The organism is Streptococcus cameli (assembly GCF_053207365.1).
Map to the genome: position 1 here is coordinate 621,627 of NZ_JBRUIM010000001.1, position 15,974 is coordinate 637,600.

A 15,974-nucleotide genomic window follows, 5' to 3' on the forward strand; every position below is an offset into this window, starting at 1 on the left:
TACATTCTCTTCAAAACATGCTATAATGAGAAGTAAAACAAAAAATAAAGAGAGTGAAAACATGAAGTTAGAAGATTATATTGCATCGATCGAAAATTATCCAAAAGAAGGCATTACCTTCCGTGATATTTCCCCATTGATGGCCAATGGAAATGCTTATAGTTATGCCATTCGTGAGATTGTGCAATACGCTCAAGACAAAGAGATTGATATGATTGTTGGCCCAGAAGCGCGTGGCTTTATTGTCGGTTGTCCTGTGGCATTTGAATTGGGAATTGGATTTGCTCCAGTTCGCAAGCCAGGGAAATTACCGCGTGAAGTGATTTCTGCGGATTATGAAAAGGAGTATGGTGTCGATACTCTGTGCATGCATTCGGATGCCATTCAACCAGGACAACGTGTCTTGATTGTCGATGACTTGTTGGCAACCGGTGGAACCGTAAAAGCAACCGTTGAAATGATTGAAAAATTAGGTGGTGTCGTTGCAGGCTGCGCCTTCTTGATTGAATTGGATGGTCTTGGTGGCCGTGAAGCTGTTGGCGATTACGACATGAAAGTTTTAATGAACTTCCCAGGTTAATTCAAACGGACTATTGACAGATTTTCCTCCCTGTAAGCGGACGGAGAGATACGTGAATTAGGAGAAATGCATGCCAATAAAAATTGAAAAATCTTTGCCAGCTGTTGAGGTATTGCGGACCGAGAATATCTTTGTCATGGACGATAATCGAGCCCAACACCAAGATATTCGCCCGCTAAATATCCTGATACTGAACCTCATGCCTCAAAAGATTGTGACAGAGACCCAGTTGCTGCGTTTGCTAGCCAATACCCCACTTCAGCTGGAAGTTGAGTTTTTACATATGGCCAGTCACCGGTCGAAAAATACCCATGAAGCCCATCTTGAAGAATTTTATAAGACCTTCGACCAAGTCAAAGAGCGTTTCTTTGATGGCTTGATTGTGACAGGTGCGCCAGTGGAGAATCTGCCTTTTGAGGAAGTGGATTACTGGCCAGAATTGCTCCAAGTGTTTGAATGGTCTAAGGAACATGTTTATTCTACCTTGCACATTTGCTGGGGCGCTCAAGCAGGCTTGTATGCCCGTCATGGTGTAAACAAAACGTCTATGTCTCGCAAGCTCTCTGGTGTTTATTGGCAGGATGTCGTCAAGACAGATAGCCTTTTGATGCGTGGATTTGACGATGCCTTTTCGGCACCTCATTCGCGTTATACAGAAGTTTGTGCATCGGATATTGTAGATTTAGCGGACATTGAAATTATTTCTAGTGGTGAAGATGTGGGCTTGTCGATTATTGCCAGTAAGGATCTGCGAGAAGTCTATAGCTTTGGTCACCTTGAGTATGATCGGGATACACTTGCAAGAGAGTACCAACGAGACTTGGATGCCGGTAAGAATCCTCATGTTCCTGAAAATTATTTCAAACAGGATGATCCGACGACACGTCCAGCTCTCACTTGGAATTTACCCGCAGCACAATTTATCAACAATTGGATTAACTACGCTGTATACCAAGAGACACCATATGACTGGAATATGGTGGAACTTTCTTCGCTATCAGCTAGTTTGTAAGAGGAATTATGACGATTTCACAACAATACCAATCAGGTCACTTGGTACTCCCAAGTGCCTTCTTGTATCATTTTAAGGATTTATTTGCATCAGCCGATGATTTTTTGGTCTGGCAATTTTTCTATTTTCAAAATACCAGTAAATTGGACGACATTGCACCGAGCCATATTTCACAGGCTATTGGGAAAAGCACAGCAGAGGTCAATCGGTCTATCGAAAGTTTGCAAGAAGCAGGGCTTTTGGAGTTTAAAACGATTGAATTAGCTGGTGAGATTGAAATGATTTGGGACGCCATGCCAGCTTTTGAAAAGCTGGACCAGCTCATGCAACCAAAGGAAGTAGCAGTTCCTGAAAAGCCAACCAACCAACTGAAAGAATTGGTGGCGGATTTTGAGCGGGAATTGGGCAGATTTCTCTCGCCTTTTGAGATTGAAGACCTACAAAAAACGATCCAGGAAAATACTTCTATTGATCTGATTCGCATGGCCTTACGAGAAGCGGTCTTTAGCAATAAAACCAATTGGCGCTATATCCAAGCTATTTTACGAAATTGGCGTCGTGAAGGTATCACCAGCCCTAATCAAGTAGAAGCCAAGCAAGCTGAAAGAGAAGCCCAACAGACAAGAAACGTGGCCGTATCGCAAGATTTGATGGACGCCATGAATCTTTGGAAAGACGAATTGATATGATGGAATATAAAATTTCACGCCGTCTTGAAACGGTAGCAGACTTTGTACCAAAAGGTGCACGGTTGGCAGATATAGGGAGTGACCATGCTTACCTCCCTCTTTTTTTACTGAAAAAAAATCAGATAGATTTCGCTGTTGCAGGTGAAGTGGTTGATGGCCCTTATCAATCTGCCTTGCGAAATGTGGCCCAAGAAGGTTTTTCTGATCAGGTGGCCGTTCGTTTAGCCAGCGGGTTAGCGGCTATCCAAAAAGAGGACCAGATTGATACCATCACCATTTGTGGGATGGGAGGGCGCTTGATTGCTACGATATTGGCTACTGATGTGGAAAATCGTGTTGGGGTGCAACGCTTGATTTTACAACCCAATAACCGAGAAGATGAATTGCGGGTTTGGTTGCAAGAAAATGGCTTTGCCATTGTGCATGAAGCCATTTTGACTGAAAACCAAAAAAACTATGAAATCTTAGTGGTTGAGCCAGGGGAAATGTTCTTGTCAGAAAAAGAAAAACGTTTTGGCCCCTTCTTAATCAAGGAGCAGTCGCCTGTCTTTGTGGCCAAATGGCAAAAAGAATTGTTCAAACTAGAAGTTGCCCTCAAGAGTATTCCTACGAGTCATGCGGATGACCGGGCAGCTCTTCAAGAAAAAATCAACATGATTAAGGAGGTCCTCCATGTTAGCTAGTCAATTGATTCAACGGTACCAAGCATTCTGTCCGCCAGAATTGTCTATGGAAGGGGATGTGTCTGGTCTTCAAATTGGAACTCTTAATAAGGAGATTTCACGGGTTATGGTGGCCTTGGATATACGTGAGACAACGGTCCAAGAAGCCATTGAAAAACAGGTGGATTTGATCATTGTCAAGCATGCACCGATTTTTCGACCATTGAAAAACCTCGTTTCTGATGATTTGCAGACACAGATTTACCTGCAATTGGTTAAGCATGATATTGCTGTCTATGTCTCCCATACGGATATCGACGTAGTAGAAGGTGGATTGAACGATTGGTTCTGTGATGCCTTGGAGATTACAAACCGGGAAATTTTACATGAAACGCAACCTGGTTATGGGATTGGCCGGGTAGGAACAATTGAAGAACAAACCTTGGAAGAATTTGCACTAAAAATCAAAGAGATTTTTTCGCTTGATAGTGTTCGATTGGTGACCTATGCCCACCAAAAAGACCAATACATTCAAAAAGTTGCCATCTGTGGCGGTAGTGGGGATAGTTTTTACAAAGATGCTCTTGCCAAAGAAGCCGATGTCTTGGTTACTGGTGATATTTATTACCATACCGGTCAAGAAATGCTGACGCAGGGGCTGCTTGGTATTGATCCAGGACACCATATTGAAGTTCTATTCGTGAAAGAAATTGCCAAGAAATTAAGCCAGTGGAAAGCAGAAGAAGGTTGGGACATAGACGTTCTTGCATCAACTGTTTCCACCAATCCATTTCGTCATCTATAAAAAGAGGAGTTGTCCTCTTTTTTTACGGATGAAATCACTTTCTTGTAAATGACAGTCTTCCTGAAGTATGGTATAATGAAGTGATTATTTTTTTGGAAGGTATTAACTATGAAAGGTATTATTTTAGCAGGTGGCTCTGGAACACGTTTGTATCCATTGACCCGTGCTGCTTCAAAACAACTCATGCCCATCTATGACAAGCCCATGATTTATTATCCGCTGTCTACCTTGATGTTGGCTGGGATTACAGAAATTTTGATTATCTCAACACCGCAAGACCTCCCACGTTTTGAGGACATGTTGGGAGATGGTTCTGAATTGGGCATTTCCCTCTCTTATGCTGTTCAGCCAAGTCCAGACGGATTGGCACAGGCCTTTATTATCGGAGCGGACTTTATTGGTGAGGACAGTGTCTGCTTGATTTTGGGAGACAATATCTACCATGGCAATGGCTTGACCAAGATGCTCCAACGGGCAGCGTCAAAAGACAAAGGCGCAACTGTCTTTGGCTACCAAGTCAAAGATCCAGAACGCTTTGGTGTGGTTGAGTTTGATAAGAACATGAACGCCATCTCGATCGAAGAAAAACCGGAAGAGCCAAAATCCAATTTTGCGGTTACTGGTCTCTATTTCTATGACAATGATGTAGTGGAGATTGCCAAAAACATCAAACCAAGTCCTCGTGGGGAATTGGAGATTACAGATGTCAACAAGGCCTACCTTGACCGCGGAGATCTCTCTGTGGAGCTCATGGGACGTGGCTTTGCCTGGTTGGATACGGGTACACATGAGAGCTTACTGGAAGCGGCGCAATACATTGAAACCGTTCAACGTTTGCAAAACGTCCAAGTGGCCAACTTGGAAGAAATTGCCTACCGCATGGGTTACATCACAGCTGAGCAAGTCCATGAATTGGCACAACCCCTGAAGAAAAATGAATACGGGCAATACTTGCTCCGTTTGATTGGAGAAGCCTAATGTCAGAACAATTTTTTGATAAAGAATTAGCCTGCCGCAAGATTGATGCCATCCCTGGCCTCTTGGAATTTGATATTCCAGTCCGTGGGGATAATCGTGGCTGGTTCAAAGAGAACTTCCAAAAAGAAAAGATGGTGCCATTAGGCTTTCCAGAAAGTTTCTTTGCCGAAGGCAAGTTGCAAAACAACATTTCCTTTAACAAGAAAAACACCTTGCGTGGCTTGCACGCTGAGCCTTGGGATAAGTACGTGTCTATCGCTGATGAAGGTGTTGTTATCGGTTCATGGGTGGACCTTCGTGAGGGAGAGACTTTCGGGAACACCTACCAAACGATTATCGATGCATCAAAAGGGATTTTCGTACCACGCGGCGTTGCCAACGGCTTCCAAGTTCTGTCTGAAAAAGCAGCCTACACCTATCTGGTCAATGATTACTGGGCCTTGGAATTAAAACCAAAATATGCCTTTGTCAACTATGCAGATCCAAGTCTTGGTATTGAATGGGAGAACCTCGCAGAAGCTGAAGTGTCAGAAGCAGATAAAAACCACCCCTTGCTTAAAGATGTGAAACCCTTGAAAAAAGAGGATTTATAAGAATGTATCAAGCCTTTTTGACTATTGCGCGTGAACTGAATAACATTGGCATTACCCCCTTGTTAATGGGATCCGTTGGCCTTGAAGTTAGAACGAAACGTGATTGGCAAGCAGGTGACTTGGATATTCATGTGCCAAGTGACCCTCGCGGTTGGGATGCCCCAGATGACGAGCGTATTTACCGTTTTGAGGAAATCAATGTCCTCATGGAAAAGTTGGGCTATCACTTGGTTGACCGCCATGAGCATGAATTCCAAAAGGACGGCTGTTCGGTTGAATTTGGCGGCCTGCATTCTCTGCCGAGTTTTGCTGGTGTAGAACTGGAAGACTTAGAAGAAATAGAAGATGAAGGTGTTCGTTATTATTTGCCTAATCTAGAACAATACCTGAACATCTACGAGGCCTCCTCCAAAGACAGCTACAGTACAGACAATAACAATGGCAAAGATTTTGTCAAAATGGCTTATCTTAAAACAGCATTAGGGAAAGAAGCGAGCTATCAGTGATTAGTCCACTTAGTCGGACTCTTAAACCTTTCGCTATAAAGTCAATCTTTACTGTTTTTGACATTATAAAGAAACGAACAAAGAAATACAATTTTTCGGAGAAATCATGACAACCTTTAAAAACATTATCGTCACAGGTGGAGCTGGCTTTATCGGCTCGAACTTTGTGCATTACGTATACAACAACCATCCAGACGTTCATGTGACCGTTCTGGACAAATTGACCTACGCTGGTAACCGTGCGAACCTAGAAGAGATTCTCGGGGACCGTGTTGAATTGGTTGTGGGAGATATTGCTGATGCAGCATTAGTGGACAAGTTGGCAGCCAAGGCTGACGCCATCGTTCACTATGCAGCAGAAAGCCACAACGATAACTCCCTTAATGACCCAAGTCCCTTTATCCATACTAACTTCATTGGGACCTATACGCTTTTAGAAGCGGCTCGTAAATACGACATTCGTTTCCACCATGTGTCAACGGATGAGGTATATGGAGACCTTCCCCTTCGGGAAGATTTACCAGGTCATGGCGAAGGACCAGGTGAAAAATTCACTGCGGAAACCAACTATAATCCAAGTTCACCATACTCTTCAACCAAGGCAGCATCTGACTTGATTGTAAAAGCATGGGTACGCTCATTTGGCGTTAAAGCTACGATTTCCAACTGTTCAAACAACTATGGACCTTACCAGCACATTGAGAAGTTCATTCCACGCCAAATCACCAATATCTTGGCAGGGATCAAGCCAAAACTCTATGGTGAAGGGAAAAACGTCCGTGACTGGATCCATACCAACGACCACTCAACCGGTGTTTGGGCGATCTTGACCAAGGGACAAATGGGTGAAACCTACTTGATTGGTGCTGATGGCGAGAAGAACAACAAGGAAGTTTTGGAATTGATCTTGGAAAAAATGGGTCAGCCAAAAGACGCCTATGACCATGTCACAGACCGAGCTGGTCACGATTTGCGCTATGCTATTGATGCTAGCAAGCTCCGTGATGAGTTAGGCTGGACACCAGAATTTACCAACTTTGAAGCAGGTATCGAAGATACCATCAAGTGGTACACAGACAACCAAGACTGGTGGAAGGCTGAAAAAGAAGCTGTTGAAGCGAAATACGCTAAGACACAAGAAGTGATTAAATAGGTTAGAAGTCGGCACTTCTGAATAGATGTGCTGGCTTATTTTAATAAATATGAAAAAAATTCAAACTATTTTTTTAGCATTTTCATTTAAAACGATTCTTCTATTAAGTTCAATAGTTATTTTATTGCTCACTTTTTTTAATTTAAAAGAGCGTGGATATATCCATATGAACAATGCGGAACATGTCGTTTTTTTTCAAAATGGCTGGGAATTCTATACTGCTTTGCTTACACTGCTATTTGTACTGCTGCTGATTACAAAAGGAATTGAGAGAATTTCTTCTGTGGCGCTGTTTAGTATTTTAGCTGGAGTTTATTTAGGATTGGGAACATATTTAATCTTAAATGTTGATTCATTGATGAGAGCAGATCCACACTATTTGTTTAAAGCTGCATTAGAAATGAATGCTGGGGATTTTTCTTCTTTTGATAAAATAGATGCAACAAAATATATGTCCACTTTCCCTACACAGATGGGATTATTAAGTTTGTTTAGGGTTTATGCCTCTTTTACGACTAATCCTAAATATTTATTTTATTTACAGTTATTGATGGTTAATTGTTCGCACTTCCTGCTTTGGAGAATAGCAAATTTACTATTTCAAAACAAAACAATAAACAATCTTACAATTTTATTATCTTATCTGTTTTTACCATCATTGTTTTTAATTTTGTGGTTATATGGAGATATTCCAGGCTTGCTATGCTTGTTGCTTGCTTTTTATGCGTACATAAAGTATAGAAAGAAAGAGAATTTGCTATTTGCAATGATGTCAATTTTGTTTATGATTGCTGCCTGTATTTTTCGTAGTAACTACTTGATATTTTTTGTTCTCCTGCTCATTTTACAATTTCTTTCAATCATTCAAAAATTTAAACTAAGAAAAGTTATTTTTCCGGTGCTCTTAATATTTTTATATCTTTTTGTAAATAGAAAAATTCAACATTATTACGAAGAGAAGATTCAAGAAAATATTACCTTCCCTCCTCAGACAGCTTGGGTAGTCATGGGGCTAAATGATAAAGCAGCAACACCAGGATATTTTGATGCTTATACAACCTTAATTCGAGTTTGGAATAATTATGATGATGAAAAGGTTGAACAAGTTGTTGCCAAGGATTTGAAAGACAGGGTGAGGATACTCTCAACAGACAGAGAATACGCGATAAACTTCTTCTCAAAAAAACTGTCAGCTATTTGGAATGAACCGACTTTCCAATCAATATATGCAGGACCGTTACATACACGTGAACAGTTTGTACATACGGATACATTAAAAAATTTATATATGGAAGGTTCGTACTATCATATTTATAATAAATATATGAGTGTATTCTTAGGAATGATTTATTTGTTAACCCTTATATATGCTTTGATACAATTTCTTCAACCGCTTGAAAAGAGAAATTTCCTGTATCTTGTTCCACTATTATATCTACTTGGAGGGTTCTTGTTTCACGTACTTTGGGAAGCAAAGGCCAGATATGTATACCCTTACATATACATGTTAATCCCGGTAGTGGCATTTTCTTTTAGCTTCCAAGTAGAAAAAATATCCAAAAAATTAGGAGGAAATTAGATTGGAAATGCCAATTTTATACATCGTCATTCCATGTTACAATGAAGAAACTGTATTACCTGAGACGAATCCAATGTTTTTAGCAAAATTACAAGAATTGATTTCTCAGGGATTGGTATCAGAAAACAGTCGAATTATGTATGTCGACGATGGAAGCGATGATAACACATGGAATCTTATTGAAGAGTACTCTCAACATACTCATATTATTGGGATTGCACAATCTCGTAACAGAGGACATCAAAGCAGTGTTCTTGCTGGAATGATGGAAGCTAAAGAACATGCTGATATTGTTATTACAATCGATTGTGATGGACAGGATGATATAAATTGCATGAATGATATGGTAATTGCTTATCAAAATGGTGCAGAAGTTGTTTATGGAGTCCGTAAAAAACGTACGACTGACACCTTTTTTAAACGATTTACAGCAGAATATTTTTATCACCTGATGGAAAAGCTGGGTGTAGAAATTATATTCAATCATGCAGATTATCGTTTGATGTCCAAAAGAGCTTTGAAAGCTTTGGCGGAATATACTGAAGTGAATCTATTTTTGCGTGGCTTAGTACCGCTGGTTGGTTTTAATTATTCGATTGTAGAGTATGAACGATTTGAACGCATCGCTGGTGAAAGTCATTATCCCTTAAAAAAGATGCTTGCTTTAGCTTTTGATGGGATTACAAGCTTAAGTATAAAACCAATTCGCTTAATTACAGGAATGGGAATAATAACATCACTTGTATCTTTTCTATTTATTATTTGGAGTATTATTAGTCATTTTATAGGAAATACAGTTTCAGGGTGGTCTAGTACAATTACTATTATTTCTTTTATTGGAGGGATTCAATTGATTTCAATAGGAATTATTGGTGAGTACATAGGTAAAATTTATCTTGAAACAAAGTGCCGTCCGCGTTATATTATAGATAAGCGGACAGATGATATAGAAGGATATTAAACAAAAATTAAATATATTAAATACAAAGGAGAACTTCATGATTTTAATTACTGGTGCAAATGGCCAATTGGGAACAGAACTACGTTATTTATTGGATGAGCGTGGTGTAGACTATGTCGCTGCAGACGTTGCGGAAATGGACATTACAGATGCCGAAAAAGTTGATGCATTCTTTGCAGATGTGAAACCAAGCATCGTTTATCACTGTGCAGCCTATACAGCAGTTGATGCCGCTGAAGACGAGGGAAAAGAGCTGAACTACAAGATCAATGTCACAGGTACTGAAAATGTGGCCAAGGCTGCGGCTAAATACGATGCTACCTTGGTTTACATTTCAACGGACTATGTCTTTGAAGGGCAAAAACCAGTTGGTCTGGAATTGGAAGTGGATGAGCCAGCTAACCCTCAAACAGAGTACGGCCGTACCAAGCGTTTGGGTGAAGAAGCTGTTGAAAAATATGCGGACAAATTTTATACCGTGCGTACAGCTTGGGTATTTGGAAATTATGGTAAAAACTTTGTCTTTACCATGCAAAACCTAGCTGAAACCCGTGACACCTTGGGTGTGGTCAACGATCAATTTGGTCGTCCGACTTGGACACGGACTTTGGCAGAATTTATGGTGCATTTGGTTGAAACCAAGCAAGACTTTGGCTATTACCATCTCTCAAATGATTCTGAAAAAGGGATCAGCTGGTATGATTTTGCCAAAGAAATTTTGAAAGATACAGATGTCACTGTTAATCCAGTATCCTCTGATCAATTCCCAGCCAAGGCCAAACGCCCACTTAACTCAACTATGAGCTTGGCCAAAGCCAAAGCGACTGGATTTGCCATTCCAACTTGGCAAGAAGCCTTAGAAGACTTTTACCAACAAGGGAAAAAATAATCTATAAAAACCTGAAAAGACTTTCAGGTTTTTTAAATTGGAGATGATGAAGGTATGAATGTTTAACGATGAAGATAAAGAAAAAATATGGTATAATAGCCTGATTCCACTTTTATGAGTAAAAAAATTATGAAACACATTTTTATTATCGGTAGCCGTGGATTGCCAGCGACATATGGCGGATTTGAAACCTTTGTGGAAGAGTTGATTTCACATCAGGCTTCAGACCAGATTCAATACCATGTGGCCTGCCTATCTGAGACGGAACACCAAACACATTCACAATACAAAGGGGCGGATTGTTTTACGATTAAACCACCTCAGTTGGGACCAGCCCGAGTGATTGCCTATGACATGATGGCCATCCATTATGGTTTGCAAATCTCCAAAAAACAAGGTATAAAAGATCCCTTATTTTATGTTCTAGGAAATACCATTGGTGCTTTTATTGCCCCATTTGCTCGAAGCATTCACCAGGCAGGAGGCAAGCTCTTTGTGAATCCTGATGGACTAGAATGGAAAAGAAGCAAATGGCCTAAGCCAGTTCAGGCCTATCTCAAATATTCTGAGAAATGGATGTCAAAATATGCCGACCTATTGGTTTCAGACAATCAAGGGATTGAGGAATATATAATGTCCGCCTACCCTTGGGCCAAGACAGTCTGCATTGCTTATGGAACAGACTGTCTTCCGACGACTTATGTTGGAAAAGAAACTATTGTTCGGGATTTATTTAGAAAATGGGGCATTCAAGAAAAAGAATACTACTTAATTCTTGGACGGTTCGTGCCAGAAAACAATTATGAGACCATGATTCGTGAGTTTATGTTGAGCCAAACACAGCGTGATTTGGTGATTATTTGCAATCATGAAGGAAATGCTTATTTTGAGACCTTAAAAGAAACCACACAATTTGAGACCGACGAACGGGTCAAATTTGTTGGGACGGTCTATGATAAAGATTTGGTCAAGTACATTCGTCAAGAAGCGCGTGCTTATATCCATGGACATGAAGTCGGTGGAACCAATCCTGGCCTCTTAGAGGCCCTTTCTCAGACCAATGAAAATTTAGTGCTAGGTGTTGATTTTAATAAAAAAGTGGCACTGGATACAGCACGCTATTGGTCTAAGGAAAAGGGGAGTTTGCGTGGCCTTATCAATGAAATTGACCAAAAAGAAGAAGATTGTGTGCGAGGACAAAAAGCCAAGCAACACATGCAAGAAAACTACACATGGGAGGGAATAGTCCATCAGTATGAGGACTTGTTTTTAAGATGAACATTGCAATTCTCATGTCCACCTATAATGGTGAGCAGTTTTTAGCAGAACAAATTAAGAGTATTCAGTCTCAGACCGTTGAGGATTGGACCTTATTGATTCGTGATGATGGTTCAACAGATGGGACAATGGATATGATCCGCCAGTTTGTTACAACAGACAGCCGGATTCAGTGGATAAACCAAGAGAAACAAGAAAATCTTGGTGTGATTAAGAGTTTTCACAGCTTACTTCAGTACCAAGAATCAGATGTCTATTTTTTTGCGGACCAAGATGATGTCTGGCTACCAAATAAATTGGAAGTGTCTTTAGCAGAAGCGAAGAAGTATCCTGCAGAGACGCCGCTTATGGTCTATATGGACTTGATGGTTGTGAATCAAGAGTTAGAAGTCTTATCTGAGAGTATGATTCGGACACAATCAGGACATGCCAATACCCAGCTCGTTCAAGAATTAACAGAAAATACTGTTACAGGTGGTGTGGCCATGATCAATCATAGCCTAGCTCAGTTGTGGACACAAACAGAAGATATTTTGATGCACGATTGGTATTTGGCCTTGTTGGCGACTGCTTTTGGTTACTTAGTCTATATCGATCAACCTGGAGAACTCTATCGCCAGCATGATAACAATGTGCTAGGAGCTAGAACCTGGTCTAAGCGTATCAAAAAATGGTTGCGGCCCCATCTCTTGTTTGAACAATATTGGAAACTGATTCAAGACAGTCAAAAACAGGCGGCCTTTCTACTGGAGATGTCCTTATCAGAATCCCAAAGAGCTTTAATAGAGTCCTACGTAACCATTATGGAAAAGGGATTTTTCGAAAGACTAGCGACTCTGAAACAATATGGCCTTCGTAAAAACAAGGCTTTCCACACACTTGTCTTTACGACTTTAATCTTAACGAAATTTGCCTATAAGGAGTAATCATGGATTTATTTTCCAAGAAAAATCGCATTCTGTTAAAGGAAATGATTAAAACAGATTTTAAACTACGCTACCAAGGATCCGTCATCGGATACCTCTGGTCTATTTTAAAACCCCTCATGATGTTTGCCATCATGTATGTTGTATTTGTACGCTTTTTACCTCTTGGTAATGGAGTTCCGCATTGGGCTGTGGCCTTATTGTTGGGGAATGTCATTTGGGCATTTTTCTCAGAAGCGACCAATATGGGGATGGTATCTATTGTAACTCGAGGAGATCTTTTGAGAAAATTGAGTTTCTCAAAACACATTATTGTCTTGTCGGCTATTTGTGGTGCGATGATCAATTTAACCATTAATCTTTTTGTCGTCTTGATTTTTGCAATGATCAATGGTGTTCAAGTTTCATGGACACACGTCATTTTCGTTCCCTTGTTATTTATTGAGTTATTTATTTTTGCATTTGGAATCGCCCTAATTTTATCGACCTTATTTGTGAAATTCCGTGATTTGGGTCAAATTTGGGAAGTGATCATGCAGGCCGGTATGTATGCAACCCCTATTATCTATCCGATTACCTTGATCACAGATAGAAGTATGTTTGCAGCAAAGCTAATCATGCTAAATCCTGTGACACAAATTATTCAAGATGCCCGCTATATTTTAATTGATCGAGGAAATGTTCCAATTTGGCAAATTTCTTACCATTGGTGGTATATAGTGATTCCGTACCTCCTTCCATTTGTGGTCTTAGCGATTGGTTTGTTTGTATTTAATCGTAGCTCGAAGAGATTTGCGGAGATTTTATAATGACAGAAAAGAAAATTGCAGTAAAAGTAGAAAACGTTAGTAAGTACTTTCGATTGCCGACAGAAGCCACGCATAGCTTGCGGACGGCCATGGTTAATCGATTCAAAGGGATTAAAGGTTATAAGGAACAGCATGTACTAAAAGATATTTCCTTTGAAGTAAATGAAGGAGATTTCTTTGGTATTCTAGGTCGAAATGGCTCTGGTAAGTCCACGCTCTTAAAAATCATCTCTCAAATTTATGTTCCTGAAAAAGGGAATGTCTCTGTAAACGGCAAATTGGTGTCCTTTATTGAATTGGGTGTTGGTTTTAACCCTGAATTGACTGGACGTGAAAATGTCTACATGAACGGGGCTATGCTGGGATTCACAACAGAAGAAATTGACGATATGTACGATGATATTGTTGAATTTGCAGAGTTGACCGAGTTTATGAACCAGAAACTCAAAAATTACTCCAGTGGTATGCAAGTGCGTTTGGCCTTTTCTGTTGCCATCAAAGCCCAAGGCGATGTCCTCATTTTGGATGAAGTCTTAGCAGTCGGTGATGAAGCCTTCCAACGCAAGTGTAATGACTATTTCATGGAACGCAAGAAAAGTGGCAAAACCACTATTTTGGTTACTCATGATATGGGAGCGGTTAAGAAATATTGCAACAAGGCAGTATTGATCGAAGAAGGACTTGTAAAAGCCATTGGTGACCCATATGACGTTGCAAACCAATATAGCTTGGACAATACAGTTGTCCAACAACCAACTCAAACTAAGTCGGAAACAGAAGAGAAACCAGAAATCATATTAGTGGATGATTTACGAGTTAAGCTTGAGTGTTCCGAGCAAATTGAGACAAGTGATGAAGTAGTCTTTACAGTTTCCTACGATGTCAAAGAAGACATCAGTACTTATATCGCTTTTTCATTGACAGATATTGATAAAAATATCTGGATATACAACGATAATTCCTATGACTTGATGACAAGTGGGACAGGAAGGAAAGAATTCCAATATCGTTGCCAAATTTCTGGAATCAATTTCCTAAAACTAAAATTACAAGTCTCAGTACGTGATAGCAAGGATCAAATGATTGCTTTTGCTAACACAGAAAATAGTCCTGCTATTTTGATTACGCGGACCAATAGCGCAAATGATGCCAAATCGGAGAAAATGTCTTCATCAGGTCTTCTCCATCGAAATGGAAAATGGGAAAAGATAAATGGATAAATTAGTTTCTATTGTGGTGACCTGTTACAACCATGAACAATATATTGAACAATGCCTGCGTAGTGTTTTTGCACAAACCTACCAACAAATTGAATTGATTATTTTAAATGATGGTTCAACAGACCAATCAGAAACCATCATCCAATCCTTGTTAAAGGAATCCCCTTTTGCAAAAACAAGTTACCACTTCCATGAAAATCAAGGTGTTGTTCGCACACGTAATAAGGGCTTTGATTTAGTGGAGGGTGACTTCCTTTTATTTGTAGATAGTGATAATTATTTACCTGATAATTTTGTTTCAGCTTTAGTTAACAAAGCAGAGCAGGAACAGGCAGATTTAATTTACACAAAACTAGTGGATTGTGAAAGTAAGGAAATCTTAATCTCTATGCCAGAATTTGATTTAGCAACTATGTATAAGGGTAATTTTATGGACAATTGCTCTTTAATCCGTAGGAGCATCATCGGAGATGTACGGTATGATTACCAACTAAAGAAATTAGTCGATTATGATTTCTTCATGAACTTGATAGTGAATAAGAAAGCAAAAGCCGTATCCTGCATGGAGACCTGTATTTACTACCGTGTTTTGGATCAGTCGATTAGCGACCATAAAAATACATCGAAATTTTATGAAGCATATAGCCACTTGCTATCAAAATATACACTTCAGAATCCTGATTTTGCTAGGGAGGCCCTAGATTTTAATTTCAAGAGGGCGATTTATTTATCTGATCCGAAGATGAAATATCAGAATGAGAAACTGACCATTTATTATTCAGAAGACCAAAATTTTTCAGAAGAAAAAACACTGAAATATGCTTTCAATTACAAAGAAACACTCTCATTATCATTCGATGCTAGTGTGCGTTTTATCCGAGTGGACATGACAGAACTTCCGATTTTTTTCAAATCCTTGTGCCTTGTCCAGGTTGCTAATCAAACGGAACTAGAGCCGATTCATACAAATGGTTTTCGCAAAGGTGATGGTTGTTTTTTTCCAACAGAAGATCCTCAAATGGTCTATTCATTAGGGAACAAGGAATCTCACCAACTCGAATTGATGTATGAGTTGGCTAATGTGACTGAAATTCAAGAAGATGATTATTTAGGTTCCATCGTAACCAGTCAATTACAGACTCTTGATCAACAATTAAAAGCAACTTTGCAAGCACAAAGACAATTAAAGAACCAAAATGAGTACCAAGAAAAAGAGTTGCATCAGCTACAAGCAGCATTCTCACAACTAAATCAAGAATACCATGCTATTATTGGTTCAAGACGTTGGATTATTCCAACGAAGATCATTAACTTTTTTAGGAGAAAATAGAAAA

Annotated in this window: 17 protein-coding genes; all 17 read left to right on the top strand. The window is 39.7% G+C overall.

The annotated features are described in order from the left end of the window. Nucleotides 1-61 precede the first annotated feature (61 nt). A complete protein-coding gene (locus ACVR1I_RS03160; RefSeq protein WP_447442594.1) occupies nt 62-580 on the top strand; it encodes an adenine phosphoribosyltransferase in 519 nt (172 codons plus the stop codon). Between the two features lie 70 nt (nt 581-650). Continuing rightward, nucleotides 651-1,592 carry a homoserine O-acetyltransferase MetA gene (metA, locus tag ACVR1I_RS03165; protein WP_447442595.1) on the top strand — a complete coding sequence of 314 codons (942 nt, stop codon included), beginning with the start codon at nt 651-653 and terminating at the stop codon, nt 1,590-1,592. Between the two features lie 8 nt (nt 1,593-1,600). Next, entirely contained in the window at nt 1,601-2,281 is a 681-nt protein-coding gene (locus ACVR1I_RS03170; RefSeq protein ID WP_447442596.1) for a DnaD domain-containing protein, read from the top strand. Continuing rightward, nucleotides 2,281-2,964: a tRNA (adenine(22)-N(1))-methyltransferase gene (locus ACVR1I_RS03175; protein ID WP_447443002.1), complete on the top strand. Its 684-nt coding sequence runs from the start codon at nt 2,281-2,283 to the stop codon at nt 2,962-2,964. Before ACVR1I_RS03170 ends, ACVR1I_RS03175 begins: the two co-directional genes overlap by 1 nt. Further along, nucleotides 2,954-3,748 (top strand): Nif3-like dinuclear metal center hexameric protein, encoded by a 795-nt coding sequence (locus tag ACVR1I_RS03180; protein WP_447442597.1) that lies wholly within the window; start codon nt 2,954-2,956, stop codon nt 3,746-3,748. The genes ACVR1I_RS03175 and ACVR1I_RS03180 overlap by 11 nt, the downstream gene beginning before the upstream one ends. 108 nt (nt 3,749-3,856) lie before the next feature. Beyond that, a complete protein-coding gene (rfbA, locus tag ACVR1I_RS03185; protein ID WP_447442598.1) occupies nt 3,857-4,726 on the top strand; it encodes a glucose-1-phosphate thymidylyltransferase RfbA in 870 nt (289 codons plus the stop codon). Continuing rightward, nucleotides 4,726-5,319 (top strand): dTDP-4-dehydrorhamnose 3,5-epimerase family protein, encoded by a 594-nt coding sequence (locus tag ACVR1I_RS03190; protein ID WP_447442599.1) that lies wholly within the window; start codon nt 4,726-4,728, stop codon nt 5,317-5,319. The genes rfbA and ACVR1I_RS03190 overlap by 1 nt, the downstream gene beginning before the upstream one ends. A gap of 2 nt (nt 5,320-5,321) precedes the next feature. Next, complete coding sequence (locus tag ACVR1I_RS03195) at nt 5,322-5,825, top strand: phosphoribosylanthranilate isomerase (protein ID WP_447442600.1); 504 nt, start codon at nt 5,322-5,324, stop codon at nt 5,823-5,825. A 106-nt stretch (nt 5,826-5,931) separates the two neighbouring features. Further along, nucleotides 5,932-6,978 (top strand): dTDP-glucose 4,6-dehydratase, encoded by a 1,047-nt coding sequence (gene rfbB / locus ACVR1I_RS03200; RefSeq protein WP_447442601.1) that lies wholly within the window; start codon nt 5,932-5,934, stop codon nt 6,976-6,978. A gap of 49 nt (nt 6,979-7,027) precedes the next feature. Then, nucleotides 7,028-8,557: a hypothetical protein gene (locus ACVR1I_RS03205; protein ID WP_447442602.1), complete on the top strand. Its 1,530-nt coding sequence runs from the start codon at nt 7,028-7,030 to the stop codon at nt 8,555-8,557. Nucleotides 8,558-8,564: 7 nt separating this feature from the next. Further along, complete coding sequence (locus ACVR1I_RS03210) at nt 8,565-9,518, top strand: glycosyltransferase family 2 protein (RefSeq protein WP_447443003.1); 954 nt, start codon at nt 8,565-8,567, stop codon at nt 9,516-9,518. Nucleotides 9,519-9,555: 37 nt separating this feature from the next. After that, a complete protein-coding gene (rfbD, locus tag ACVR1I_RS03215) occupies nt 9,556-10,407 on the top strand; it encodes a dTDP-4-dehydrorhamnose reductase (protein ID WP_447442603.1) in 852 nt (283 codons plus the stop codon). Nucleotides 10,408-10,536: 129 nt separating this feature from the next. Next, nucleotides 10,537-11,685 (top strand): beta 1-4 rhamnosyltransferase Cps2T, encoded by a 1,149-nt coding sequence (gene cps2T, locus ACVR1I_RS03220; RefSeq protein WP_447442604.1) that lies wholly within the window; start codon nt 10,537-10,539, stop codon nt 11,683-11,685. Further along, nucleotides 11,682-12,611, top strand: coding sequence for a glycosyltransferase family 2 protein (locus ACVR1I_RS03225; RefSeq protein WP_447442605.1), 930 nt, complete (start codon nt 11,682-11,684; stop codon nt 12,609-12,611). Before cps2T ends, ACVR1I_RS03225 begins: the two co-directional genes overlap by 4 nt. Before the next feature lie 2 nt (nt 12,612-12,613). Beyond that, the gene (locus ACVR1I_RS03230) at nt 12,614-13,420 is read left to right on the top strand and encodes an ABC transporter permease (protein ID WP_447442606.1); all 807 of its coding nucleotides are present in this window, start codon (nt 12,614-12,616) and stop codon (nt 13,418-13,420) included. Further along, nucleotides 13,420-14,640: an ABC transporter ATP-binding protein gene (locus ACVR1I_RS03235; RefSeq protein WP_447442607.1), complete on the top strand. Its 1,221-nt coding sequence runs from the start codon at nt 13,420-13,422 to the stop codon at nt 14,638-14,640. The genes ACVR1I_RS03230 and ACVR1I_RS03235 overlap by 1 nt, the downstream gene beginning before the upstream one ends. Beyond that, complete coding sequence (locus ACVR1I_RS03240; protein WP_447442608.1) at nt 14,633-15,970, top strand: glycosyltransferase family 2 protein; 1,338 nt, start codon at nt 14,633-14,635, stop codon at nt 15,968-15,970. The genes ACVR1I_RS03235 and ACVR1I_RS03240 overlap by 8 nt, the downstream gene beginning before the upstream one ends. The last annotated feature ends 4 nt before the right edge of the window (nt 15,971-15,974 follow it).